We start from the raw sequence: 25,530 nt of genomic DNA, 5'->3' as shown, positions 1-25,530 counted from the left end.
TTAATATTTATTTGCTCAATCGTGTTATGGATCGTTAACTTTCATGATTTACCAAGTCAATTGCCGGTACATTGGGATTTTTCAGGTCATGTTAATAATTACGATTCGAAAATACAAACGTTTTATTGAATTGCACGTTCTCATGATTTTTGTCTATTTATTACCCATTATTACCCCAAAGATTGATCCAAGAAAAGAGAATTATAAATTTTTCCAAAGAAGCTTATCTTTTATGGCAACAGGAATCTTATTTATTTTCTTTTTAATTAATATGAGTGTTTTATTTTATGGTTTAGGCTATAACATTCATATTGGACAGGTGGGCTTTTTATTGATTGGTCTTTTATTTATGTTTCTTGGAAATTATATGCCACATGTACGTTCGAATTACTTTATTTGAGTCCGTACACCTTGGACATTAAGTAACGAAAATGTTTGGAAAAAAACACATCGCATTTGTGGAAGATTATTTATGCTCGTTGGTTTATGCTTCTTATTGCTTTATTTTATTCCGCTGAATGATAAGAGAATGGTTGTGATTCCATTGATTATTTTATTAGTCGCGTTCCCAACTATTTATTCATATATCGCTTTTAAGAAAGAAATGAAAAACTAAAATATGCAATATTTTTGCAAAAAATGGTTATTGTTTTGAAATTATTTTAGAAAAAATTTAAATTCCTAATAAAATATGGTATTGTAAAGAGTAGAGCAAAAGAGTTGGAGGAATAAAATTAAAATGATTACAGTTTCTAATGTTAGTTTGCGTTTTGCGGACAGAAAATTATTTGATGATGTTAATATAAAGTTTACACCAGGTAACTGTTACGGTTTAATTGGTGCAAATGGTGCGGGTAAATCTACGTTTATAAAAATTTTATCTGGTGAGATTGAGCCTTCAACAGGTGATGTAATTGTAACGCCAGGTGAGCGTCTTGCAGTATTAAAACAAAACCAATTTGAATATGAAGAGTTTGAAGTTCTTCAAACTGTTATTATGGGTCATACTCGTCTTTTTGAAGTAATGAAAGAAAAAGATGCAATCTACATGAAAGAAGATTTCACTGAAGAAGATGGCATGAAAGCTGCAGAACTTGAAGGTGAGTTTGCAGAGTTAAATGGTTGGGAAGCTGAATCAGAAGCTGCGATTTTATTAAAAGGTCTTGGCATTACAGAAGACCTACATTATAAAAAAATGGGTGAATTACAAGCTGGAGAAAAAGTTAAAGTTTTACTTGCTCAAGCACTATTTGGTCAACCAGATATTCTTTTACTAGATGAGCCAACGAATAACTTAGATCTTAAAGCTGTTCAATGGTTAGAAAACTTCTTAATTAACTTTGAAAACACAGTTATCGTTGTATCACATGACCGTCACTTCTTAAATCAAGTTTGTACACATATGGCTGATTTAGATTTCGGTAAAATTCAACTTTATGTTGGTAACTATGATTTCTGGTATGAATCAAGTCAATTAGCTCAAAGATTAATGTCTGATGCTAATAAGAAAAAAGAAGAGAAAATTAAAGAACTACAAGGATTTATTGCTCGATTTAGCTCGAATGCATCTAAAGCAAAACAAGCTACTTCACGTAAAAAACTTTTAGACAAAATTACTCTTGATGATATTAGACCATCATCTCGTCGCTATCCATTCGTTGGATTCACGCCTGAGAGAGAAGTTGGTAATGATTTATTAACTGTAGATGGAATTTCAAAAACAGTTGATGGCGAAAAAGTATTAGATAATGTACGTTTTACAGTAAACAAGGGTGATAAAATTGCTTTTGTTGGTAAAAACGACGTTGCAATTTCAACTTTATTTAAAATTTTAATGGGTGAAATGGAGCCAGATACTGGTTCATTTAAATGGGGTGTAACAACTTCACAAGCATTTTTCCCTAAAGATAACTCTGAGTTCTTTGAAAAGAGTGATATGAACCTAATCGAATGGTTACGTCAATTCTCTCCACAAGATGAGTCTGAAAGCTTCCTACGAGGATTTTTAGGACGTATGCTATTCTCAGGTGAAGAAGTAATGAAAAAAGCTTCTGTATTATCTGGGGGCGAAAAAGTTCGTTGTATGCTATCAAAAATGATGCTAAGTGGAGCAAACGTATTAGTGTTAGATGATCCGACTAACCACTTAGACTTAGAGTCAATTACTGCATTAAATAATGGTTTAATTGCATTCAAAGGTACAGCTTTATTTACATCACATGACCATCAGTTCATTCAAACGATTGCAAACCGTGTCATTGAAGTGACACCAAACGGTTTAGTTGATAAAGAGTGTACTTATGATGAGTTCTTAGAAAATAAGGATTTACAAAAGCAGGTAGAATCTTTATATAATATGTAATTTGAATTAGCACAAGCTTGTTATGAGCGTTATCACAATGAATTCGAATATAATGTAAAATAGAAACCACTAAAATTAGTGGTTTTTATTTTTGAATACCATATTTTCGTAATGGAAACCCTATGTGGTTGATTTCCATTAGAGGTTGCAATAAATAAAGAAAAAGAAAAATCTACCTTCAATCATGTTCATTTAATGTAGAGCTTAGCTAATGACTGTTTTATATATCGAAAATCTAAAATCATTAATCCATAAATAGTTGTTTTTTTCATACTTTTATCTTGTTTTCACATTTGATAAACTATAAAAAAGGGAGGAGAAAAAAGAATGTCTGAGTTAGATAGCAATAAATTTTTTCAAAAATATGTAAAGAAGGCTTCTTCCTATTTAGGAAATAAAGAAAAATCTACACAATTATTAAAAAAAGCAGCTAAGTTAGCACCAACTAAAAAGGGAGCATTAGGTGAAGCTTGGGAAAAAGTAAATTTATTTATTGATTTATTTAAAGCCTATATAAATGGTAGCTATAGAGATATTTCTACAAAATCGATCTTAACCGTTATAGGTGCATTAATTTATTTTGTAAGTCCAATCGATGTAGTACCTGATTTTATTGTAGGATTAGGTTTTTTAGATGATGCAACGATTTTAGCGTATACTTTTAAACAAATTAATAAAGATGTTGAAAAGTATAAAATTTGGAAAGAAAAAAATAATGGAAAAGCAGATTCTCTTAATTTAGTGGAAATTGAACCGACAAAACAAGACCATGAATTGGATTAATATTTGCACAATTGTATAAACAAAAAGGTTGCCATTAAATGCTAATAGGCAACCTTTTTGAACTATATTAATAATTTACACGGATATCATCATTAGCCCAAACTTTGAAAGGGTTTTCATTATCTTTTACACTAATGATAATTTGTTCACTTGGGATGGTTCGATCTTCATAGGGCAGAGAAAGTTCGTTGTAAATATGTGCATCATCAAATCCAATTTTCGCAGCATCATTTTTAGTGAAAAAATAATATATTTTTGAAATTCTAGACCAGTAAGCAGCACTTAAACACATTGGACATGGTTCACAGCTAGTATATAAATCAGCATCCTTTAAGGAAAATGTTCCTAAATTCTGACAGGCATTCCGAATCGCCTGTACTTCAGCGTGTGCAGTTGGATCATTTAATGTCGTTACACCATTAACGCCTGCACCAATTACTTTACCATCTTTTACTATTACTGCCCCAAAAGGTCCACCATTCTTATTTAATAAATTTTCGTAAGCTAGTCTAACACTTAATTTTATCCAATCAGAGTGATTCAAACTAACACCACCTTAGTATTTTTAAATCCTAAAAAAATAAAAAGGTTTGATTGTCATTTATTAAAATTTCTCCACAATCTCTCCTTATAATTAAAATCTCTTAGAAAATTTATAGATAAGCTACTATCATTCCAAAGTTCTTTAAGAGTAAGCCTTATATGTTTAAAAAATTAACTTATTCTATTTGTACACGATATTACAATATTTAAGAACAAATTTAATCTTTCAAGTGAAAGAAATTACTTCTTAAAATATGGAATTTGTGATTTATTATCTTTGATAGGGTAAGAGCTGGTGAGTATACAGTACAATTAAAATAGACTAGTAGAATGTACGATATAAACTAACGGGAAAAACAAATAAATTCTCATTAATAGTTCTCATAACACCGTTCCTTTTCTATTTTAATTTTTCAAATAACTAGATTACTTTACTTATCATCTAGTTAAAACCAATTGAATAGGAACGAGTGTTAATTTAGATTAAACCTATAAATATACAACGGAATTTACAAATTATTCATAAAACTGTTAGTTTATTTATCTAATAAATGTCTTAAAAATGAAGCATGAATACTAGTTTAGTTATAATTGTACTTTTAAAGTTTCAAGGAAGTTTTTTAGATTTGTAAAGTTTAAAAAGATACTATTTCTAGTGGCCATTAAACAAAACGAGGAAATAGTTAGTTTACAAATTACATAAAATGTCGAATGGTTTATTAGGAAAATTAAAGGAGTTATCTGGTTTAAATCAGAATATGTAAACGGTTACAAATACTTTTAAGGATGTGTTTCGAATGAATAATTTCGGAAATAATATTCAATTGCAAGTATATAGTAGTGGGAAAAAAAGTGAGATTCCAGTTAGATTTGAAGATTTAGAAAGGTTAGCTAAAGAACAATTAGCAGAAGGGCCTTTTTATTATATAGCAGGTGGCGCTGGTAGTGAGCGCTCGATGAATGAAAATCGATTAGCATTTGATAAATGGAAAATTGTACCTAGAATGTTACGCAATGTTGCAAAACGCGATATTAGTATAAATTTATTTGGTAAAACTTATCATTCACCTGTTTTGTTTGCTCCAATTGGAGTGCAGTCTATTGCACATCCAGAAGGGGAACTTGAAGCTGCAAGAGCTGCTGGAGAATTGAATATTCCATATATTACTAGTACTGCATCAACTTATTCATTAGAAAAAGTTTCCAATGTATTAGGCGATTGTCCTAAATGGTATCAATTATATTGTAGTAGGGATATGGAAATTGCAGCGAGTATGATGAAACGTGCTGAAGCAAATGGGTATGAAGCAATTGTCATTACACTTGATACTTCAATCATGGGTTGGAGAGAGAAAGATATTGAAAATGCATATTTACCATTTTTACAAGGACAAGGTATTGGCAACTATTTAGAAGATCCCGTTTTTTGCTCAAGATTAAATAGTAAGCCTGAGGAGGATCCACAATCAGCAATTTTATTATGGACAAGACTATTTGGTAATCCTTCATTAACGTGGGAGGATTTAGTATTTTTACGAAATCAAACGAAATTACCAATTTTATTAAAGGGAATTTTACATAAGGATGATGCAATGCTTGCTTATGAATATGGTATGGATGGCATTATTGTTTCGAATCATGGCGGAAGACAGGTTGATGGAACAATTAGTACTTTAGATGCATTAGAAAGTATTTGTAAGGAGTTAAAAGGTAGATTAACAATTTTAATGGATAGTGGCATTAGAAGAGGGGCTGATATATATAAGGCATTAGCGATCGGTGCTGATGCAGTATTAATTGGCAGACCATATATGTATGGCTTAGCACTTGCTGGTAAAAACGGGGTTGTCCAAGTAATGAAAAATATTTTAGCTGATTTTGACCTAACGATGGCTTTGTCGGGTCAAAAAAATATCAGTGAATTAAAGCCATCTTTACTAGTTAGAGAGAATTTAAGTAAGCATTTTTAAAATTTAAAAAGAGCGATCTCCTAAGTACTTTAACTTTTGAGTCGCTCTATATTTTTGGATAATAAAATTTCAGCGGTGTTTTTGATTTCAGCATATTTTTTATATAAGCCTTTTCAAAAATAGCAACAAAAAGCATTTAGGCTAAACTTAATCGATATGCATCTCCCACGTATTACTGGTGTTGGGGAAAGAGTCTGCTGTCGGAAGATGAAAAAATTATCATAGGTCCTAATTTTTTTACTTAAAGCATAAGAAAACTTGTCCTCTAACTATATATATTTATAAGTAGTTTAAAAAGGGAGGACTAGGATGATTCAGTTTCAAGATATATCTTTTCAGTTTTCAAATGGAAAATATGCAGTTCAAGATTTATCGTTTTCGATTCAAGCAGGTGAATGTTTTGTATTGATTGGTCCTAGTGGTTGTGGAAAAACAACAACAATAAAATTAATAAATAGATTGATTAAACCAACAGATGGAGAAATTTTTTATCATGATAAAAACATTAAAGAGTATGATGAACATAAATTGAGGCGGGAATTTGGGTATGTACTTCAACAAATTGCTTTATTTCCACATATGAATGTTGAAGAAAATATTTCAATTGTACCTGAATTAAAAAAATGGAACAGAGTACAAATAAAAGAGCGCGTTAGAGAACTATTAGAATTAGTAAAATTAAATTCTTTTGAATTTAGTAAAAGACAGGTTTCAGAATTATCTGGTGGCCAAAAGCAGCGTGTAGGAGTAGCGCGGGCTCTCGCAGGAAATCCTAGTCTATTGTTAATGGATGAACCATTTAGTGCATTAGATCCAATTACAAGATTACAATTACAAAAAGACTTGAAGCAATTAAAAACAAAGATAAATAAAACAATCCTTTTTGTTACACATGATTTAGATGAGGCATTTTATTTAGGTGATCGAATTGGGATTATGCACGATGGTGAATTAGTTCAAGTCGGTACAAAAGATGAAATACTAAATAATCCGATCAACCCATTCGTCGAACAATTTATAGACAACTATCGTAGTAAAGTTGTATTGAAGGAGGGGATATAAGATGATTATCTCCTCGTTTACCACGACTCTTGTAAATAGAAAAGAGCAATTATTAACAGCTTTGTTAGAGCATATACAAATTTCAGTGTTTGCATTAATTATTGCAATTCTTCTAGCTGTCCCGATAGGTATTTACTTAACGAGGAAGAAGACTGTATCTGAATTCGTAATTGGAACGACAGCAGTTATTCAAACAATTCCATCATTGGCTCTATTAGGAATATTAATACCATTAGTCGGTATTGGAAAGATTCCAGCGGTAATCGCGTTAAGTGTATATGCATTATTGCCGATCTTGAGAAATACATATACCGGAATTAAGGAGATTGATCCAATCCTTTTAGAAGCAGCTACGGGGTTAGGAATGAACGGTACTCAGAGACTCTTTAAGGTTGAATTACCACTAGCATTGCCAGTAATTATGGCAGGAATTCGTACAGCAATGGTCATAATTGTTGGAACTGCAACAATCGCAGCTTTAATTGGAGCTGGAGGTTTAGGAAGCTTAATATTACTTGGAATTGACAGAAATGATATGAATTTAATTATTTTAGGCGCAATTCCATCGGCACTTTTAGCTATTTTATTTGATTTTATTTTAAGATTAATAGAGAAGTCGAGTTTTAAGAGTTTTTCATTAAGAATTATTACTACTTGTTTTGTTGTATTAGCATTATTATTTTCCCCATTAACGATTAAATCTTGGAATAAAACGGATCTGGTAATCGCTGGAAAACTAGGGGCGGAGCCTGAAATAATTATGAATATGTATAAATTGATGATTGAGAATGAAACGAATGTAAACGTTGAAGTTAAGCCTAATTTTGGTAAAACGACATTTGTATTTAATGCATTAAAAAAAGGTGATATTGATATTTATCCAGAATATACTGGCACCGTCGTTTCTACTTTTTTAAAAGAAAAGACTGTTAGTAATGATGCAAAAGCAGTATACGAACAAGCTGCTGAAGGTTTAGCAAAAAAGTATAATTTAACTTATTTGGAGCCTATGAAATTTAATGACACATATGCATTAGCAGTACCAGCAAATATCTCAAAACAATTTGGCATTCAAACGATTTCAGATGCAACTCAATTTGCAAATCAGTTAAAGGCAGGATTTACTTTGGAATTTACAGATCGTGAAGATGGATATTTAGGACTCCAAAAATTATATGGTTTGAAGTTCCAAAATTTAAAAACGATGGAACCAAAATTGAGATATGAGGCAATCAAGACTGGCGATCTCTCAATAATCGACGCGTATTCAACTGATAGTGAGCTTCAAAGTTATAACATGAAAGTGTTAGTCGATGATAAAAACTTATTTCCACCATATCAATGCGCACCACTTTTAAGAAAAGAAACACTAGAAAAATATCCTGAAGTAGGAAAAATATTAAATAAATTAGAAAATAAAATAACTGATGATGAAATGCGAGAAATGAATTACAAAGTTAACGTTAATGGAAAATCAGCGGAAAGTGTCGCAAAGGAATTTTTAAAGGATGTAGGCTTGTTAAAATGATTGTTTTAATAAGGGACTGTCTCATAAGTCAAGGAAGCTGATAAATGAGCAGTCCCTTTTTAGTTTTTAAAATGAATGTTATTACAAGAGGATAGGAATGGACAAGGGTGTTGAAGTAGAGGGGTGTATAGATTAGACACTCTTCATTCGTTATAGATAATTGGCATATCTGATAGAGTAGAGCATGTAATTTGAGCAAGTTTGTTAGCTTTTGATTGTGATTTATCGATAATGGCCGAAATTTAAGCATGTAACACCTTGACTGGTATGGGTAATTTTTTATCTTAATTGTAGTTTTCATAAATTTATTTGCACCTAGACTAATATTTGAACAGATAAGTAGTTAAAACTTTTCATTTTCATAAATAAAAAAGAGGGTTCCCTTAAAATGCTAAAATTTTGGGCGGCCCTCTTTTTTGTTATCATACGATAAGAATTTTACTGTTTAGTCATTATATGCTCCAGTTAACATCTCACTTACAAATGAATCATTTTCCCATTCATCATTTGAGAAATCGACTGAATATTCTTGATCGGATTTTTCGTCTTTGATCTGAATGTCAAAATGATTACTCATTACCTTCAACACTTCATTGATTTCGTTAACAGTCCCATTAATTTGTAAAGTAGCCATTTTTACTCGCCTCCGATTTTTAATTTACAGAAAATTCTGTTTAAAGTAACCATATGATAATCCTTTTATAAAAAAGTTTCAAGAGTAAAATTTTGTCGAAAAATTATTTTGAAAAAATGTAAAGGTTTTCATTGTTGATATACCAATATTTATACGATATTTGAATAAATTATGAATTTTAAATTTTCTAAAAACTTGTTGATTAATTTCTTAGATTGGAATAAAGTAAGTACAAATATTTTAACTCTTGAGGAGGATTAACCGTGACAGCCCAACAGATTTATTTAAATGGTGAATTCGTTCAAAAGCAGGATGCTAAAGTTTCTGTATATGATCATGGATATCTATATGGAGATGGAGTATTTGAAGGGATTCGCGTATATGAAGGTAATGTATTCCGCTTAAAAGAACATCTAATTCGATTATACGAATCAGCAAAATCAATTTTATTAACAATTCCATATTCTTTGGAAGAATTAACTCAAATTGTTGTTGAAACAGTAAATCGAAATAATTTACATAGTGGTTATATTCGACTCGTCGTCTCAAGAGGTGAAGGAAATCTTGGATTAGATCCAGCATCATGTCCAAGAGCTAATGTAGTTGTGATTGCTGAACAACTAGCACTTTTTCCACAAGAACTATATGACAATGGTATGGAAATTGTAACAGTAGCAACGAGAAGAAATCGAAGTGATGTATTAAATCCACAAATTAAGTCTTTAAATTACTTAAATAACATATTAGTTAAAATTGAAGCTAAATTAGCAGGTGTTCAAGAAGCACTTATGCTAAACGATCAAGGTTTCGTAGCTGAAGGTTCAGGTGATAATGTTTTCTTAGTAAAAGGGAATAAATTAATTACTCCACCAAGTTCAGCAGGTGCATTAGAAGGAATTACAAGAAATGCAATTATGGAATTAGGTGACACATTAGGTTACGAAGTGGAAGAAAAATTGTTCACTAGACATGATGTTTATATAGCAGATGAGGTTTTTCTAACAGGTACAGCCGCTGAAGTAATCGGTGTATCAAAGGTAGATGGTCGAGTGATTGGTACCGGAAAACCTGGACCAAATACTCAAAGGTTATTAAAAGCATTTCGTCAATTAGTAGTAGAAGATGGAGAAAAAATTTACGTAAAACAAGGGTGATAAATTGTGCGAAGTGACATGATCAAAAAAGGAATCGATCGAGCGCCGCATCGTAGCTTATTATTAGCGGCAGGCGTTAAAGAAGAAGATTTTCATAAACCATTTATAGCAATTTGTAATTCATATATTGATATTGTCCCAGGTCATATTCATTTAAGGGAAATGGCTGATGTTGTAAAACAAGCGATTCGAGATGCTGGTGGCGTTCCATTTGAGTTTAATACGATTGGTGTCGATGATGGAATCGCAATGGGCCATATCGGGATGAGGTATTCTCTACCAAGTAGGGAAATCATAGCTGATGCAGCTGAAACAGTCGTAAATGCACATTGGTTTGATGGAGTATTTTATATGCCAAACTGCGATAAAATTACACCGGGAATGCTAATGGCAGCTGTTCGTACAAATGTACCAGCCGTTTTTGTATCAGGTGGACCAATGGCAGGAGGACTTTCTAAAGACGGAAAGGCTTTATCACTAGTTTCAGTATTTGAGGGTGTTGGAGCTTTTAAATCAGGAAAAATGAGTGTAGAAGAATTACTCGATATTGAAAAGTCAGCATGTCCAACATGTGGATCATGTTCTGGAATGTTTACAGCAAACTCAATGAATTGCATTATGGAAATGCTTGGAGTAGCACTACCATACAACGGAACAATCCTTGCAACTAGTGCAGACAGACATAAATTAATCCGCGATGCAGCCCATCATTTAATGGATTGTATTGAAAATGATATTAAGCCAAGAGATATCATTACAAAAGAGGCGATTGATGACGCATTTGCATTAGATATGGCAATGGGTGGTTCGACAAATACAGTATTACACTTAATGGCGATCGCAAATGAAGCAGGAGTTGATTACGACTTAAAAGATATAAATGAAGTAGCAAGAAGAGTACCATATTTATCTAAAATTAGTCCCGCTTCCCACTATTCAATGCATGATGTGCATTTAGCAGGCGGAGTTCCAGCAATTATTAAAGAACTTACTACAATACCAGGAGCGATTAATAGTGATCGCATTACGATTACAGGAAAAACTTTATTCGAGAATGTGCAGGAAGCTACAATCTCAAATAGTGAAGTCATTCGTAAAAAAGAAAATCCTTATTCAGAGACGGGGGGATTATCAATATTGCATGGTAATCTTGCCCCAGACGGAGCGGTCATCAAAGTTGGTGCCGTTGACCCTTCAATTCAAACCTTTATTGGTGAAGCAATTTGCTTTGAATCACATGATGAAGCGGTAGAAGCAATTGACCAAGGTGTTGTTAAAGAAGGTCATGTCGTTGTCATTCGATATGAGGGTCCAAAAGGAGGACCTGGAATGCCAGAAATGCTTGCACCAACTTCATCAATTGTTGGTAGAGGATTAGGAACGAAAGTCGCTTTAATAACAGATGGTCGTTTTTCAGGTGCAACACGAGGAATTGCAATTGGGCATATTTCTCCAGAAGCAGCTGAAGGTGGACCTATTGCATATATTGAAGATGGTGATGAAATCATTATCGATCTATTATCTAGAAGTATTACATTATCGGTTACTAACGAAACTTTAGAAACCCGTAAAAAATCAGTTAAATTGCATGAACCAAAAGTAAAAACAGGTTATTTAGCAAGATATGCAAAGCTAGTGACTTCTGCTAATACAGGTGGAATATTAAAAATATGAAAAAGCATTGAAAGAGAAAAGTAATTATGAAAAGGATCTTCAGAGAGTCGGTGGCTGGTGTGAACCGATGACCTTGATTAATGAAACTCACTCTTGAGTGTCAGGCTGAAGTAGTAATACGGTAAGCTTGAACGTTGGCCACGTTATAGCCAGATTTTGGTTATCCAAAATCCCAAAGTTAGGTTATGAACCTAAGAAGAAGGGTGGTACCGCGAAAAGTCTTTCGCCCCTTCAGCATCTGCTGAAGTGTGGAGTTATGGCTTTTTTTATTGCGAATAAATGGGTAAGTTTTATCCGAAAATGGAGGGAAAAGTAGAAATGAGTCATCATTCAATGAGAACTCTGTCAAAAGAATTGTCAGGTGCAAATTTACTAATTGATGCTTTGAAGGAAGAAAATGTTGAAATGATTTTTGGTTACCCTGGAGGGGCAGTATTACCATTATATGATGCACTTTATGATGCTGATATTCCTCATATTCTAGCAAGGCATGAACAAGGGGCCATTCACGCTGCAGAAGGATATGCACGAGTGACCGGACGACCTGGAGTAGTAATCGCAACAAGTGGTCCTGGTGCTACAAATGTTGTTACTGGGTTAGCGGATGCGATGATGGATTCATTACCACTAGTTGTTTTCACTGGTCAAGTTGCGACAAATGTAATCGGGACGGATGCTTTTCAAGAAGCAGATGTGATCGGTATTACAATGCCAGTTACAAAGCATAACTACCAAGTGCGTAATGTAGAAGATGTACCTCAAATCGTAAAAGAAGCATTTCATATTGCTTCAACCGGCCGACAAGGTCCAGTTGTAATTGATCTTCCTAAAAATATGATGGCTGAAAAAGGAGTGAAAAAGGATGAAGTAGAAGTTCAATTACCAGGTTATCAACCGACATATGAACCAAATTTTATTCAAATAACAAAGCTTGTAGCAGCGATTGAAAAAGCAAAAAAACCAGTAGTATTAGCTGGAGCAGGCATTTTACATGCAAAAGCGGCTAAAGAGTTTACTGAATTTATTAAAAAGTTTAATCTCCCAGTTGTTAATACGCTTTTAGGGTTAGGTGGATTTCCAGCAAATGAGGAATTATTCCTCGGAATGGGTGGAATGCACGGTACTTATACAGCAAATATGGCAATGTATGAAAGTGATTTGCTCATAAATATCGGAGCAAGATTTGATGATCGATTAACAGGCAATTTAGTACACTTTGCTAAAAATGCAGTCGTAGCACATATCGATATTGATCCAGCTGAAATAAATAAGGTTATTCCAACTAATATTCCAATCGTTGGCTGTGCGAAAGAAGTACTAAAGGTTTTATTAAAACAAGAAGTAGAAAAACAAAATCATAGTGAATGGATCGAGCTCCTTAAAAGTCGTAAAGAAGCCTTTCCTTTACAGTATGAAGCGAGTAGTGAAGTGATCAAACCACAAACAGTCTTAACTTTACTTCACTCAATTACTGAAGGTAAAGCCACAATTTCTACAGATGTAGGTCAACATCAAATGTGGGCTGCCCAATATTATCCATTTAAAGAACCACATAAGTGGATCACATCTGGTGGACTTGGAACGATGGGATTTGGATTACCTTCAGCAATTGGTGCACAGTTTGCGAAACCTGATGAATTAGTTGTTGCTATCGTTGGTGATGCTGGATTCCAAATGACTTTGCAAGAATTGAGCATGATCAAAGAACATAATTTACCAGTTAAAATTTTAATCTTAAATAATGCAGCTTTAGGAATGGTAAGACAGTGGCAATCAGCATTTTATAATGACCGCTTCTCTAGTTCTCTATTAGACTGCCAGCCTAGTTTTACAAAGCTTGCAGAAGCATACGGTATTAAGGGAATAACGATATCAGATCCAAATTTAGTAGAAGAGCAATTAAGAGAAGCAATTGAATTTGATGGACCAGTTTTAATTGATTGCCGGGTACATCAAGCCGAAATCGTTACACCAATGGTTCCACCAGGTAAAGGAATTCATGAAATGGAAGGGGTGAAATAATGAAACGAGTCATTACATCGACTGTATTAAATAACAGTGGCGTTCTTAACAGAATTACAGGAGTTATCTCGAGAAGACGATTTAATATTGAAAGTATTTCTGTAGGTCATACAGAGCAAGATCATATTTCTAGAATTACTTTCGTCGTTCATGTAGATGATTTACAACAGGTTGAGCAATTGATAAAACAGCTTCATAAGCAAATTGATGTGATAAAAGTAGCAGATATTACTGAAGAATCAGTGATTGCTAGAGAACTAGCCTTAATCAAGGTAAGTACTAATGCTGCTACTAGAAATGAAATTTATAGCTTAATTGAACCATTTCGAGCTTCCGTTATTGATGTAAGTCGAGATCAGATTGTCGTTCAAGTAACTGGTAACTCTGAAAAGGTGGAGGCTTTGATTGAATTATTAAGACCTTTCGAACTAAAAGAAATAGCTCGTACAGGTGTAACTGCATTTACTAGATCTGCTAAACATAAGGAGCATGCTCAAAAGCTACTCTCTTATTAAAATAAAAATATAAAACAAAAAAATTGGAGGAATTTAAAAATGGCTAAAGTTTATTATGGTACAGATGTGTTGGAAAACGTATTAGTAGGGAAAACGATTGCAGTAATTGGATATGGATCACAAGGTCACGCACACGCTTTAAATTTACATGACAATGGACATAAGGTTGTAGTTGGTTGTCGTCCTGGAAAATCATGGGATGCAGCTGCGGCCGATGGTCTACACGTGACAACTGTTGCAGAAGCTTCAAAGGCAGCGGACGTAGTAATGATTTTATTACCAGATGAACATCAACCAAATGTATATAAAAATGAAATTGAACCTTACTTAGAGAATGGTAATGCGCTTGCGTTTGCACACGGATTTAATGTACATTTTGATCAAATTGTCCCTCCAGCAAATGTAGATGTATTTTTAGTAGCTCCAAAAGGACCAGGACATCTTGTACGTCGTACTTTTGTCGATGGTGCAGCAGTCCCAGCATTATTTGCTGTATACCAAGATGTAACTGGTGAAGCAAAAAACGTAGCTCTTTCTTATGCTGAAGGAATTGGTTCTACTAGAGCAGGTGTACTTGAAACAACGTTTAAAGAAGAAACTGAAACAGATTTATTTGGAGAGCAAGCGGTATTATGTGGTGGTGTAACATCATTAGTAAAATCAGGATTTGAAACTTTAGTAGAAGCAGGATACCAACCAGAAGTAGCATATTTCGAATGTTTGCACGAATTAAAACTCATCGTTGATTTAATGTACGAAGGTGGAATGAGCTATATGAGATATTCGATCTCTGATACTGCTCAGTGGGGCGATTTCGTATCTGGTCCAAGAGTCGTTGCAAATGAATCAAAATTAGCGATGAAAGATATTTTAGCAGAAATTCAAGATGGTACATTTGCGAAAGGTTGGATTAACGAAAATAAAAATGGTCGTCCTGTATTCAATGAAATTAATGAAAGTGAAAAACAACATCAGCTTGAAGAAGTTGGAGAAAAGCTTCGTGCAATGATGCCATTTATCCAAAGAAAAGAAAAGGTCGAGGTGAAATAAAAAATGAGTAAAATTCAGTTTCTTGATACAACATTACGTGATGGCGAACAATCTCCAGGGGTTAATTTAAATCGATTTGAAAAACTCGAAATTGCTAGACAACTAGAGTCTTTAGGTGTTGATATCATTGAAGCTGGTTTTGCCGCTTCTTCGGAAGGTGACTTTTTAGGTGTTCAAGAGATTGCGAGACAGATTCGTTCTGTCTCCGTCTCAAGCCTTTCTCGCGCTAAAGATTCAGATATTAAAACAGCATGGGACGCGTTAAAAAATGCTGCAGAACCGAGACTTCATATATTTCTAGCGACAAGTGATATCCATATGAAATACAAGTTAAATATGACGAGATTAGAAGTTTTGGAAACTGCTAAACATTGTGTACAGCTTGCAAAATCCTTTTTTCCAAAAGTGCAAATTTCTGCTGAGGATGCATGTCGCACAGATCGGGCATTTCTTGCTGAATTTGCCGAGTCAGCCATTAAAGCAGGGGCAGATGTTATCAACATTCCAGATACAGTAGGATATACAAGTCCTTCAGAATACTATGATCTGTTTAAATATTTACAAGAAAATGTACCTTCTTACCATAAAGCGAATTTCTCTTGTCATTGTCATGATGATTTAGGAATGGCAGTAGCAAATTCTTTAGCGGCTATACAGGCTGGAGCAAAACAAGTAGAGTGCACCGTAAATGGGATTGGTGAAAGAGCAGGAAACGCAGCATTAGAAGAAATAGCAGTTGCACTGCATATAAGAGAAGACATGTATCGAAAAAATACTAATTTACGATTACATGAAATAACAAAAACAAGTGAACTTGTTAGTCGTCTTACAGGTATGGTTGTCCAGAAGAATAAAGCGATTGTTGGTACAAATGCATTCGCACATGAATCAGGAATTCATCAAGATGGCGTATTAAAAGAACCGACAACTTATGAAATTATCCCTCCTTCATTAATTGGGCTTTCTACCAATTCATTAGTCTTAGGAAAACATTCAGGACGACATGCTTTTACTGATCGATTAAAAGAGCTTGGATTTAATTTTTCTACTGAGGTAATAAACGAGGCGTTTACTCAATTTAAAGCTTTGACAGATACGAAGAAGGATATTAGAGATGAAGATTTATTAAATATTATTAGTAAGTGGAGCGAAAAGGAGGTTCTAAAATGAAATTAAATATCGCATGTCTGCCAGGAGACGGAATCGGACCAGAAATAATGAGTTCAGCTGTGCAAGTTTTAGAACAGATTGCACAATCGTATCAACATAACATCACTTTTTCTACAAATTTATTTGGAGGCCACGCTATTGATGAAACAGGCACTTCATTACCGAATGAAACATTAGAAAATTGTTTAAATTCGGATGCAGTGTTATTAGCGGCAGTAGGTGGGCCAAAATGGGATCAAGGTACTGAGCGACCAGAAAGTGGTTTATTACGATTAAGAAAGTCACTTAATTTATATGCAAATATTCGACCTGTAGATGTTTATGATGAATTAGTCAATCACTCACCTTTAAAATCTGAACAAGTAAGAAATGTAAGCTTTGTCGTCGTTCGAGAATTGACAGGAGGAATTTACTTTTCAGAACCGCGTTTTCATAATGATAATGAAGCAACTGATACTCTTTCATACACTAGAAATGAAATTGAACGAATTGTAACGTATGGATTTGAACTAGCGAAAACGAGAAAAGGAAAGCTTACATCAGTTGATAAAGCAAATGTCTTAGAATCTAGTAAACTTTGGCGAAAGGTCGTCAATGAATTAAGTTTAAACTATCCAGAGGTCGAAGTTGAGCATGTACTTGTCGATGCAGCTGCGATGGAATTAATTAGAAATCCAAGAAGATTTGATGTAATCGTTACTGAAAATTTATTTGGTGATATTTTAAGCGATGAAGCTTCCATGATTACAGGTTCGTTAGGCATGCTACCTTCTACGAGCAGATCCGGAAATGGTCCTTCATTGTATGAACCAATTCACGGTTCAGCACCAGATATAGCAGGACAAAATAAGGCTAATCCTATTGCGATGTTAAGGTCTGTTGCAATGATGCTTAGAGACTTTAATCTAGTCGATGAAGCAAATTCTATTGAAAATGCGATTGTAAATACAATAAATAACGGAATTTTGACAGGTGACTTAGGTGGTAAAAGCTCGACGACTGAATTTACTGAACAAGTATTAAAAGAGTTACAATTTCAAACGGTTGGAGGTACAAGTCGATGAAACAAACATTGTTTGATAAGCTTTGGCAAAATCATGTTGTAACTGGTGAAGTAGATAAACCACAGCTTTTGTATATCGATTTACATTTAGTCCATGAAGTTACTTCTCCACAAGCATTTGAGGGTTTAAGAGTATCCAATCGAAAAGTAAGAAGACCAGAATTAACCTTTGCGACAATGGATCATAATGTCCCTACAGAAAATCAATTAGTGATTACAGATTTAATCGCTAAACAACAGATGGATACATTAAGAAATAATTGTCAGGAATTCAATATTCCTTTAGCAGATATAACTGACGAAGATCAAGGTATTGTCCATGTAATTGGCCCAGAGCTTGGTTTAACACAACCAGGAAAAACAATTGTTTGTGGAGATAGTCATACATCTACACATGGCGCATTTGGTGCACTAGCATTTGGAATTGGAACAAGCGAAGTTGAACATGTATTAGCAACACAAACATTATGGCAAGTAAAGCCAAAATCAATGGGTGTAAAACTTGAAGGTAAGCTGCCAAAAGGAGTGTATGCAAAAGACATTATTCTACATCTATTATCAACATACGGTGTTTCAATGGGAACCGGATATGTTATTGAGTTTTACGGTGAAGCCATTACAAATATGTCAATGGAAGAGCGCATGACATTATGTAATATGGCAATTGAAGGAGGAGCAAAAGCAGGATTAGTTGCTCCAGACCAAAAGACTTTCGATTACTTAAAAGGTAGAAAATATACAGTGAATTCATATGATCAAAAATTAGTAGAATGGAAGAAATTATATACTGAAGAGGGAGCAACCTTCGATAAAACAATTGAAGTAGATGTAGCAACCCTAGCACCTTACGTAACTTGGGGAACAAATCCTGGAATGGGCGTAAGAATTGATGAAATTCTTCCAAAAGCTAAAGATGAAAACTACGAACGAGCATATGAATATATGGGATTAAAACCTGAAATTACACCTAAAGAAATTCCTGTTCAACATGTATTCATCGGTTCTTGTACAAATTCAAGATTGTCAGATTTAGAGGAAGCAGCAAATTATCTTAAAGGTAAGAAAGTAAAATCTGATGTGCGTGCATTAGTTGTTCCAGGTTCAAAAAAGGTCCGTAATCTAGCGATGGCAAAAGGGTTACATACGATCTTTATTGAAGCAGGATTTGAGTGGAGAGAAGCTGGTTGTTCAATGTGTCTAGCAATGAATCCAGATCAAGTACCAGCCGGAGAACATTGTGCATCTACATCAAACCGAAACTTTGAAGGCAGACAAGGTAAGGGTGCAAGAACACATTTAGTAAGTCCGGTAATGGCAGCGGCTGCTGCAGTTCATGGCCATTTTATTGATATTCGAAAGGAGCAAGCAAATGAAACCGTTACGTACGCATAAAGGTACAACTGTATCAATCATGTTAGATAATATCGACACTGACCAAATTATTCCTAAACAATATTTAAAACGGATCGAGCGAACAGGCTTCGGAGAATTCTTATTCGATGAATGGCGATATCATGACGATCGCTCACCTAATAAAACTTTCGCTTTAAATTACGAGGAGCGAAAAAACGCATCTATCTTAATAAGTGGAAATAATTTTGGTTGCGGTTCGTCCAGAGAGCACGCACCTTGGGCATTAAATGATTATGGCTTTACCGTTATTATTGCGGGTAGCTTTGCAGATATATTTTACAATAATTGTATAAAAAATGGCATGCTACCGATCGTCTTAAATGATGAGATTCGCGCACAATTATCCACGTTAAATGGAAGTCAAGAAATTGAAGTAGACCTGGAAAAACAAGTAGTAAAAACAATATTTGGGAACTATGAATTTTCAATCGATCCAGTTTGGAAAGATAAATTACTAAATGGCTTAGATGATATTGCCATTACGATGAAATATGAAAATGAAATTGAAAAATATGAAAAATTATACGTTTAACTAAAAAAAGAAGTATCTTATAAGTTAACTTACTTATGAGATACTTCTTTTTTGTTCTGTTTCGAGTGAAATGTAGGAAATTGTAAGAGTTTTTTTAAAGTAGATTGTTGTTTTGCTATTCCAACTAAAGTCTCATGCCCCAAAGTAGAAACACCTGGTCCGAACTGTCTGTATAGAACTGGTAAAATTTGCCCCAAACTAAGAATCATAAAATACAATCAAGTAATGGGGTATTTTGCTTGCAAAAATTTTTTCAATTTCATCCAAAAATGAACCCGTTTCACCTTTTTTCAGTAGAACATCTTTTGACCATCGCACTCATTTTGATTTTTAGTGTTCTTCTATTTGTCTTTAGAAATCAAATTCAAGAGAAGGGGAAAGAACGGATTTTTCGTTTCTCTTTAGCAATTCTATTATTGGTATCTGAAACTTCTTATCATATATGGCTTGTGTATGAGAATGCTTGGTCGAGTAAAACGTCATTACCACTTCAACTTAGTGATATTGTAGTCCTATTGGCAATTGTGATGCTACTGACGAATAGCTACAAACTGTTTCAATTCATGTATTTTGCTGGTTTAGGCAGTTCCATTCAAGCCATTATTACTCCTGATCTCGGCCAGTTTTCGTTTCCACATTTTCGATATATCGAGTTTTTTGTTTCGCACGGAGGAGTTGTCCTTGCTTGTTTGTTAATGGTAGTGACCAAAAAATATCGACCGACCATCCCTTCCATGTGGGTGACGGTTCTCATTGTTAACATTTATGCAGCTTGTATATATTTTGTTAATAAGATACTGAAATCAAACTATCTGTACATTATGAAAAAGCCTAAAAATGCTTCGCTATTAGATTATCTTGGATCATGGCCTTGGTATCTTCTATCAATGGAATTGGTGATGATTGTAAGTTTTTACATTCTATACAGTCCTTTTTGGTTAAAAAGGAAAATAGATGAAAAGTAATTGAACCGTTTAGTAGAATTGTTGGGAAGGAGAGAGGATTAAATTCCAATTTCCTTCTTTTTATTATACGTAATGTTCAAAGCGGCAATTAAAGTATTTGAAAAATAGAAGATAGTTTAATGGATTTGTCTCCATTTACTGAAAACGACTTAATCACTCGATAAAAACCTGGTTCAAGTGGTTTCGAAAAACTCGCTGAACCAATTGTAATCGTTTCATCTTTTATCTCTGATTGCTTGATTACTAAACCAATTTGATCAAACCCAACATCTTTTCGAAATGGGACCTCTGTCCACGACTCTGTTTTCTCATTAAATCGTTCAATCGTATATTGTGTTCCATAAAATAGCGGTTCGCCATTATTGACGATTGAAAGAGTAAGGAGTTTGGTCCCTTTTTTATAATACTGTCCATCAAGATTCATAGATACTTGAATCGTACCATCTTGAACTGTGTCAGGAATCGAATTATGCGGTGAACCTACAAAGGATTGAAAAATTTGCTGACTAAAGACGTGTTCATTTGAATTCATTGAACATCCTGAGAGAAAACTTAACAATACAAAAACATAGAGATACAAACCTTTTTTCATTTTTTTCACCTCTTAGGAGAAGAATTCAACATAAGAGAAGAAGTTCCTTTTTTACAAGGTACTTTCTATTTAAAATTCTATTATTCTATTAATTATTAAAAATAATCATAAACATTCTTCGCTAACAATAAATACGTCACTGAAATAAACAGGGCACGTACATATTCACTTCTATTTTCTTATCGCTACTGAAAGAAGAGTTTCTTTATGGAAAAATAAGACGCTTATTCAAAGAACCGACAAAAATAATATGATTTATTTATCTTAATTTTGTCGATAAAAATAAATTTAATTGAAAAATAATTGATTGAATATTTAGGTTATTGTTTAATAAGATTAAAAATACATGATTAATTCAGGAAGAGGTGATTAACTTGAAACTTAAACTAATTGTAGATAGTTCTGCGGATCTTCCAACTGAACTATTGAAGAAATACGATATTTCAGTAATACCATTAAGAGTCTATGACCAATTTGAAAAAGAGTATTTGGATGGGGGAAATTTAAAAGCTAGTGAGTTAATGGAAAGAATGAAAAATGGAGAGAATTTTACTTCATCATTACCTTCTTACGATGCAATTTATCAGACTCTAGTCTCGAACTGTACAGCACAAAACTGTGTATATCTTACATGTTCTGGAGATTTATCTGGTACTTATAATTTCGCGCAATTAGTCAAACTAGATATACTCGAAAACAATCCAAATGCTTCAATTCATATAATTGACACTAGATCAGTATCACTTGGAATTGGAGTACTAGTTATGGAGTTAATCGAAAGCTTAAAAATTGAGGAGCCATTTGAAAATCTAATCAATGAATTAAACAACAATATAAATAAGATACAACATATTTTTACAATCGAAGATCTTCAATATTTAATACGAGGAGGGCGTGTAGGTAAATTTGCTGGTTTTCTAGGAGGAATGCTAAATATAAATCCAATTATGGAAATAAGTGAAGGAAAGTTTAAACCACTTGAAAAAGTACGAGGTCGAAAAAAAACAATAAATCGTATGCTCGAATTAATAAAAATTAGAAAAGATGAACTTAAAAGAACTGTTGGAGTTGTGTATGGAGTAAAAGATGATTCTACTGAACAATTTATAAAACAGCTACAGGAAATGGTAGGTAGTGAAAATATCATTGAAAATTCAGTTGGAGCAGCAGTTGGTGTCCATACTGGACCTAGCACACTAGGCATCTTTTTTCTATCAAAATAAAAAGTTAATTTCGACTCTCAAAGTGGTGAGAGTTTTTTTTGTTTATCTTATACTATTAATTGTAGAAAATATATCGTAATAATAAAAAAAGATTTAGGGAAATAAAGAAATGAAACGTATTTACTATAAATAGACATGTTTATTGATAATCATACATAGAATGACAGCGTAAAGTATATAAATATTAGAAAATTAGTAGATTAAAAGTATAGAAAACGTGTTAATTCGGACTCAGTAGATTATTCCTGTGGAAATTAATTTTAGTAGGATAGAAGTTTAAGGTGTTTATTTTTTCAATAGGAAAGAACTTGTGAAAATGTAGGGTGGACAACTTAATGAATTGGGTGGATTGGAGGATTGAAATAAATAATTAGATTAGTATTAGGGCTTTTTTACTTCATTATAATAGAGAAAATATCACGATCATTATGGAGATGAATTTAGTTCGTTTTGAAATTAGTTAGTAGGAGCTGTCCATATAAGTGTAAAAAAATAAAACAATAAGATGTTTATATCAAAATGTAACTAGTAAAACAAGCATAAAAATAAGTTTATCTCATCAAAAAAAATATAAATCTATCAAATAAATAAGCCTTTAGTAAAATGATTAGTCAGTTTTTAAAGAATTTCAATCAAAGGAACAGGTACTGTTTCACTAGTATTGACGTGATCTGAAATGCTATATTTTGAATGATATTAAATAAATTTCACGTACCGAAATTAGCTGAATCTACTTAATTCCACGATCTTAATAAGTAAAGAAAAAAACGATTAAAATCTCTACTAATTTCTCACTCCAAAAGCCCCAATCTTTTTACTAAACCGATTTTAATATTTTTTGGTAAAATAAAACTGAACAAGATTTAATGAAATACATAATAAAATTTCTGCCACTAATTAAAAAATACTAAAAGGAGTGAACTAATTGAAAGCTTATATTTTAAGAGACACGAAAGGACCCGAGTCACTAAAATTAGAAAATGTCGAGATTGGTACGATTAATCCAAATGAAGTAGTAATCAAGTTAAAAGCAGCATCGCTAAATAGACGTGACTTTTTTATTACACACGGTATGTACCCTGGGATGAAATTAGATGCAATTTTGGGATCAGACGGTGCTGGAGTTATTGAGGCAATTGGAGAAGAGGTAAAGGGTTTTTCTGTAGGTGATGAAGTAATGATGAACCCGAGTTTAAAATGGGGAGATCGTGACGATATCAATTCGGATGAATTTACAGTACTTGGTATGCCTTCAAATGGTACATTTGCTGAATTTATTAAACTACCAGTTGAAAATGTTTATAAAAAACCAGCATACTTGTCATGGGAAGAGGCTGCAGCTATTCCATTAGCAGCACTTACTGCATATAGATCATTAATCACTCGTGGTCAATTACAAAAAAATGATACAGTATTGATTCCAGGAATCGGTAGTGGGGTGGCATTGTATGCATTGCAAATTGCTGTTTCATTTGGGTCAAAAGTAATTGTTACGTCTAGTAGTAATGAAAAAATTGAAAAAGCATTAGAATTGGGTGCGATCGCAGGTTTTAATTATCGAGAAAATGATTGGTATAAGAAGCTTCGTAAAGAGTTAGGATTGGTTAATCTAACAATCGATGGAGTTGGTGGGGAGTCATTTAATCGATTAATTGATTTGACTGCTCAAGGTGGGAGAATTGTCTCATACGGTGCGACTAATGGACCAGTTCCTCAAACAGTTTTACCAAAAGTATTCTTTAAGAATATGGATATTAGAGGGACAACGATGGGAAGTCCAAGAGAGTTTGAACAAATGTTAGCATTCTTTACGGAACATGAAATAAAGCCAATAGTAGATCAGTCATTTGACTTTGCAGATGTAATCAGTGCATTACAAAGAATGGGTGAAGGAAATAATTTTGGTAAAATTACGATAAAAATAGGTTCATAAGTACTATATTTAAGAGATTGACTACAATCAAAAGAACTGTCCAAAGCAGTTCTTTTTTTTTGCTCCTTGATAAATTACAATTAACATCATATGATTATTACATATGTAATATTTAAAATATTTCGTATTTTGAATATTGTAAGCGTTTTAAAAAAGGTATTATTTATTTAGGGGGGCTTATTATGAAACATTCTTACTTAACGAGAGAACATGAAATCTTCCGCACGGCTCTTAGAAAATTTTTACAAAAAGAAGCTGTACCATTCTATGAAGAGTGGGAACAAAACAGAATGATTCCAAGGGAATTTTGGGATAAATTAGGTAATGAAGGATTTTTATGTCCATACGTAGATGAAAAATATGGTGGATTAGGTGTAGATTTTGGCTATTCTGTCATTATTATAGAGGAGCTTGAAAAGGTAGGATCAAGTTTTGTAGGAATCGCATTACACAATGATATTGTTGTACCTTACTTGACTATTTATGGAAACGAAGAGCAAAAAATGGAGTGGCTGCCTAAATGTATTACGGGTGAGTATATTACAGCAGTTGCGATGACAGAACCTGGTGCTGGATCAGATTTAGCAAATATTAAAACAACTGCAGTAAGAAAAGGGGATTACTATATCGTAAACGGAGAAAAAACGTTTATTACGAATGGGATTCATTCAGATTTGATTATTATTGCAGTTAAAACTGATACGACAATTCAACCTGCCCATAAAGGAATTAGTTTATTAGTTGTCGAAAAAGATACAGTTGGGTTTTCTAGAGGTAAGAAATTAAATAAAGTAGGACTTCATAGCCAAGATACGGCTGAATTAATTTTCCAAGATGCAAAAGTACCTGTAAAGAATTTATTAGGTGAAGAAGGAAAAGGCTTCTACTACTTAATGGAAAAACTTCAACAAGAACGATTAGTCGTTGCTTTAGAAGCATTAGTTTCAGCGGAATCAATGCTAAAAGTGACAACTGAATATGTAAAAAGCAGAAAAGCATTTGGAAAATCAATTGCAGGGTTTCAAAATACTCAATTCAAACTTGTAGAATTAGCAACTGAAATTGAAATTGGTCGCACGTTCATTGAAGATTTAATTTATAAGCATATGCAAGGTGTAAATGTTGTGAAGCAAGTATCAATGGCAAAATGGTGGATTACAGATTTAGGTAAAAAAGTTGCTTCAGAGTGTCTTCAATTGCATGGAGGATATGGATATATGGAAGAATATGAGATTGCTAGACGTTTCAGAGATATTCAAATCATGTCAATTTACGCAGGTACAAATGAAATCATGAAGACAATTATTGCGAAACAATTAGAATTGAATTAAGCCTAACTTAC

General features: G+C 33.4%; 22 protein-coding genes, 2 pseudogenes and 1 other annotated feature. Of the genes and pseudogenes, 21 read left to right on the top strand and 3 right to left on the bottom strand.

Features of this window, described 5'->3' with window-relative positions:
* The first annotated feature begins 21 nt into the window (after window positions 1-21).
* From COC46_RS23110 to COC46_RS07330, 5 genes and pseudogenes are all read left to right on the top strand, one after another.
* On the top strand, window positions 22-129 hold the full coding sequence (locus tag COC46_RS23110; RefSeq protein ID WP_369700029.1) for a DUF1648 domain-containing protein: 108 nt from the start codon (window positions 22-24) through the stop codon (window positions 127-129).
* A complete protein-coding gene (locus COC46_RS22145; protein WP_176545084.1) occupies window positions 89-400 on the top strand; it encodes an SdpI family protein in 312 nt (103 codons plus the stop codon). Before COC46_RS23110 ends, COC46_RS22145 begins: the two co-directional genes overlap by 41 nt.
* Window positions 401-412: 12 nt before the next feature.
* Window positions 413-616: pseudogene (locus COC46_RS07340) on the top strand (SdpI family protein); the annotation flags it as partial.
* A 123-nt stretch (window positions 617-739) separates the two neighbouring features.
* A complete protein-coding gene (locus COC46_RS07335; protein WP_098809089.1) occupies window positions 740-2,362 on the top strand; it encodes an ABC-F family ATP-binding cassette domain-containing protein in 1,623 nt (540 codons plus the stop codon).
* Window positions 2,363-2,689: 327 nt separating this feature from the next.
* Window positions 2,690-3,145, top strand: a complete 456-nt coding sequence (locus COC46_RS07330; RefSeq protein ID WP_098809088.1) for a YkvA family protein — start codon at window positions 2,690-2,692, stop codon at window positions 3,143-3,145.
* Between the two features lie 67 nt (window positions 3,146-3,212).
* Here COC46_RS07330 and COC46_RS07325 read toward each other — a convergent pair whose 3' ends face one another.
* Window positions 3,213-3,689, bottom strand: coding sequence for a nucleoside deaminase (locus COC46_RS07325; RefSeq protein WP_098809087.1), 477 nt, complete (start codon window positions 3,687-3,689; stop codon window positions 3,213-3,215).
* A 796-nt stretch (window positions 3,690-4,485) separates the two neighbouring features.
* Between COC46_RS07325 and COC46_RS07320 the strand changes: the two genes are divergently transcribed.
* From COC46_RS07320 to COC46_RS07310, 3 genes are all read left to right on the top strand, one after another.
* Window positions 4,486-5,658 carry a lactate 2-monooxygenase gene (locus tag COC46_RS07320; RefSeq protein WP_098809086.1) on the top strand — a complete coding sequence of 391 codons (1,173 nt, stop codon included), beginning with the start codon at window positions 4,486-4,488 and terminating at the stop codon, window positions 5,656-5,658.
* Window positions 5,659-5,967: 309 nt separating this feature from the next.
* Entirely contained in the window at window positions 5,968-6,720 is a 753-nt protein-coding gene (locus COC46_RS07315; RefSeq protein WP_098809085.1) for an ABC transporter ATP-binding protein, read from the top strand.
* 1 nt (window position 6,721) lies between these two features.
* Entirely contained in the window at window positions 6,722-8,248 is a 1,527-nt protein-coding gene (locus COC46_RS07310) for an ABC transporter permease/substrate-binding protein (RefSeq protein ID WP_098809084.1), read from the top strand.
* A 445-nt stretch (window positions 8,249-8,693) separates the two neighbouring features.
* Here the strand turns inward: COC46_RS07310 and COC46_RS07305 are convergent, their stop codons facing one another.
* Window positions 8,694-8,882, bottom strand: a complete 189-nt coding sequence (locus COC46_RS07305; RefSeq protein WP_098809083.1) for a hypothetical protein — start codon at window positions 8,880-8,882, stop codon at window positions 8,694-8,696.
* A 263-nt stretch (window positions 8,883-9,145) separates the two neighbouring features.
* On the opposite strand from COC46_RS07305, the gene ilvE reads away from it, so the two are divergent.
* From ilvE to COC46_RS07250, 10 genes and pseudogenes are all read left to right on the top strand, one after another.
* A complete protein-coding gene (ilvE, locus tag COC46_RS07300; protein ID WP_098809082.1) occupies window positions 9,146-10,036 on the top strand; it encodes a branched-chain-amino-acid transaminase in 891 nt (296 codons plus the stop codon).
* 6 nt (window positions 10,037-10,042) lie between these two features.
* Window positions 10,043-11,710: a dihydroxy-acid dehydratase gene (gene ilvD, locus COC46_RS07295; protein ID WP_098809081.1), complete on the top strand. Its 1,668-nt coding sequence runs from the start codon at window positions 10,043-10,045 to the stop codon at window positions 11,708-11,710.
* Window positions 11,709-11,944, top strand: a binding site (T-box leader). Its footprint overlaps the gene before it by 2 nt.
* A 99-nt stretch (window positions 11,945-12,043) precedes the next feature.
* Window positions 12,044-13,732, top strand: a complete 1,689-nt coding sequence (gene ilvB, locus COC46_RS07285; protein WP_255294845.1) for an acetolactate synthase large subunit — start codon at window positions 12,044-12,046, stop codon at window positions 13,730-13,732.
* A complete protein-coding gene (gene ilvN / locus COC46_RS07280) occupies window positions 13,732-14,247 on the top strand; it encodes an acetolactate synthase small subunit (protein WP_098809078.1) in 516 nt (171 codons plus the stop codon). Before ilvB ends, ilvN begins: the two co-directional genes overlap by 1 nt.
* 9 nt (window positions 14,248-14,256) lie before the next feature.
* On the top strand, window positions 14,257-15,297 hold the full coding sequence (ilvC, locus tag COC46_RS07275) for a ketol-acid reductoisomerase (RefSeq protein WP_304362829.1): 1,041 nt from the start codon (window positions 14,257-14,259) through the stop codon (window positions 15,295-15,297).
* 3 nt (window positions 15,298-15,300) lie between these two features.
* Window positions 15,301-16,422: pseudogene (locus COC46_RS07270) on the top strand (2-isopropylmalate synthase); the annotation flags it as partial.
* Window positions 16,423-16,463: 41 nt separating this feature from the next.
* On the top strand, window positions 16,464-17,531 hold the full coding sequence (gene leuB / locus COC46_RS07265) for a 3-isopropylmalate dehydrogenase (protein WP_098809075.1): 1,068 nt from the start codon (window positions 16,464-16,466) through the stop codon (window positions 17,529-17,531).
* Window positions 17,528-18,922 (top strand): 3-isopropylmalate dehydratase large subunit, encoded by a 1,395-nt coding sequence (gene leuC, locus COC46_RS07260; RefSeq protein ID WP_098809074.1) that lies wholly within the window; start codon window positions 17,528-17,530, stop codon window positions 18,920-18,922. The genes leuB and leuC overlap by 4 nt, the downstream gene beginning before the upstream one ends.
* On the top strand, window positions 18,900-19,475 hold the full coding sequence (gene leuD, locus COC46_RS07255; protein WP_098809073.1) for a 3-isopropylmalate dehydratase small subunit: 576 nt from the start codon (window positions 18,900-18,902) through the stop codon (window positions 19,473-19,475). Before leuC ends, leuD begins: the two co-directional genes overlap by 23 nt.
* A 239-nt stretch (window positions 19,476-19,714) precedes the next feature.
* Window positions 19,715-20,440 (top strand): YwaF family protein, encoded by a 726-nt coding sequence (locus COC46_RS07250; RefSeq protein ID WP_098809072.1) that lies wholly within the window; start codon window positions 19,715-19,717, stop codon window positions 20,438-20,440.
* Between the two features lie 88 nt (window positions 20,441-20,528).
* Here COC46_RS07250 and COC46_RS07245 read toward each other — a convergent pair whose 3' ends face one another.
* Window positions 20,529-20,972: an immunoglobulin-like domain-containing protein gene (locus tag COC46_RS07245; RefSeq protein ID WP_141550878.1), complete on the bottom strand. Its 444-nt coding sequence runs from the start codon at window positions 20,970-20,972 to the stop codon at window positions 20,529-20,531.
* Between the two features lie 434 nt (window positions 20,973-21,406).
* Between COC46_RS07245 and COC46_RS07240 the strand changes: the two genes are divergently transcribed.
* The 3 genes from COC46_RS07240 (at window position 21,407) to COC46_RS07230 (ending at window position 25,519) form a co-directional block, all read left to right on the top strand.
* Entirely contained in the window at window positions 21,407-22,255 is an 849-nt protein-coding gene (locus COC46_RS07240; RefSeq protein WP_176545087.1) for a DegV family protein, read from the top strand.
* Between the two features lie 925 nt (window positions 22,256-23,180).
* On the top strand, window positions 23,181-24,188 hold the full coding sequence (locus COC46_RS07235) for a zinc-dependent alcohol dehydrogenase family protein (RefSeq protein WP_098809069.1): 1,008 nt from the start codon (window positions 23,181-23,183) through the stop codon (window positions 24,186-24,188).
* A 182-nt stretch (window positions 24,189-24,370) separates the two neighbouring features.
* On the top strand, window positions 24,371-25,519 hold the full coding sequence (locus COC46_RS07230; protein ID WP_098809068.1) for an acyl-CoA dehydrogenase family protein: 1,149 nt from the start codon (window positions 24,371-24,373) through the stop codon (window positions 25,517-25,519).
* Window positions 25,520-25,530: the final 11 nt, after the last annotated feature.

Source organism: Bacillus sp. AFS041924, assembly GCF_002577195.1.
Lineage (GTDB): Bacteria > Bacillota > Bacilli > Bacillales > Bacillaceae_G > Gottfriedia.
Note: the sequence above shows the minus strand (reverse complement) of the source record. Positions and strands in the feature narration are given on the sequence as shown.

What these genes read in the sequence shown, in the direction of transcription:
- COC46_RS22145 (WP_176545084.1), top strand. Translation starts at nt 89, where the DNA reads ATGTTAATAATTACGATTCGAAAATACAAACGTTTTATTGAATTGCAC.
- COC46_RS07335 (WP_098809089.1), top strand. Translation starts at nt 740, where the DNA reads ATGATTACAGTTTCTAATGTTAGTTTGCGTTTTGCGGACAGAAAATTA.
- COC46_RS07330 (WP_098809088.1), top strand. Translation starts at nt 2,690, where the DNA reads ATGTCTGAGTTAGATAGCAATAAATTTTTTCAAAAATATGTAAAGAAG.
- COC46_RS07320 (WP_098809086.1), top strand. Translation starts at nt 4,486, where the DNA reads ATGAATAATTTCGGAAATAATATTCAATTGCAAGTATATAGTAGTGGG.
- COC46_RS07315 (WP_098809085.1), top strand. Translation starts at nt 5,968, where the DNA reads ATGATTCAGTTTCAAGATATATCTTTTCAGTTTTCAAATGGAAAATAT.
- COC46_RS07310 (WP_098809084.1), top strand. Translation starts at nt 6,722, where the DNA reads ATGATTATCTCCTCGTTTACCACGACTCTTGTAAATAGAAAAGAGCAA.
- COC46_RS07305 (WP_098809083.1), bottom strand. Translation starts at nt 8,882, where the DNA reads ATGGCTACTTTACAAATTAATGGGACTGTTAACGAAATCAATGAAGTG.
- ilvB (WP_255294845.1), top strand. Translation starts at nt 12,044, where the DNA reads ATGAGAACTCTGTCAAAAGAATTGTCAGGTGCAAATTTACTAATTGAT.
- ilvN (WP_098809078.1), top strand. Translation starts at nt 13,732, where the DNA reads ATGAAACGAGTCATTACATCGACTGTATTAAATAACAGTGGCGTTCTT.
- leuB (WP_098809075.1), top strand. Translation starts at nt 16,464, where the DNA reads ATGAAATTAAATATCGCATGTCTGCCAGGAGACGGAATCGGACCAGAA.
- leuC (WP_098809074.1), top strand. Translation starts at nt 17,528, where the DNA reads ATGAAACAAACATTGTTTGATAAGCTTTGGCAAAATCATGTTGTAACT.
- leuD (WP_098809073.1), top strand. Translation starts at nt 18,900, where the DNA reads ATGAAACCGTTACGTACGCATAAAGGTACAACTGTATCAATCATGTTA.
- COC46_RS07245 (WP_141550878.1), bottom strand. Translation starts at nt 20,972, where the DNA reads ATGAATTCAAATGAACACGTCTTTAGTCAGCAAATTTTTCAATCCTTT.
- COC46_RS07230 (WP_098809068.1), top strand. Translation starts at nt 24,371, where the DNA reads ATGAAACATTCTTACTTAACGAGAGAACATGAAATCTTCCGCACGGCT.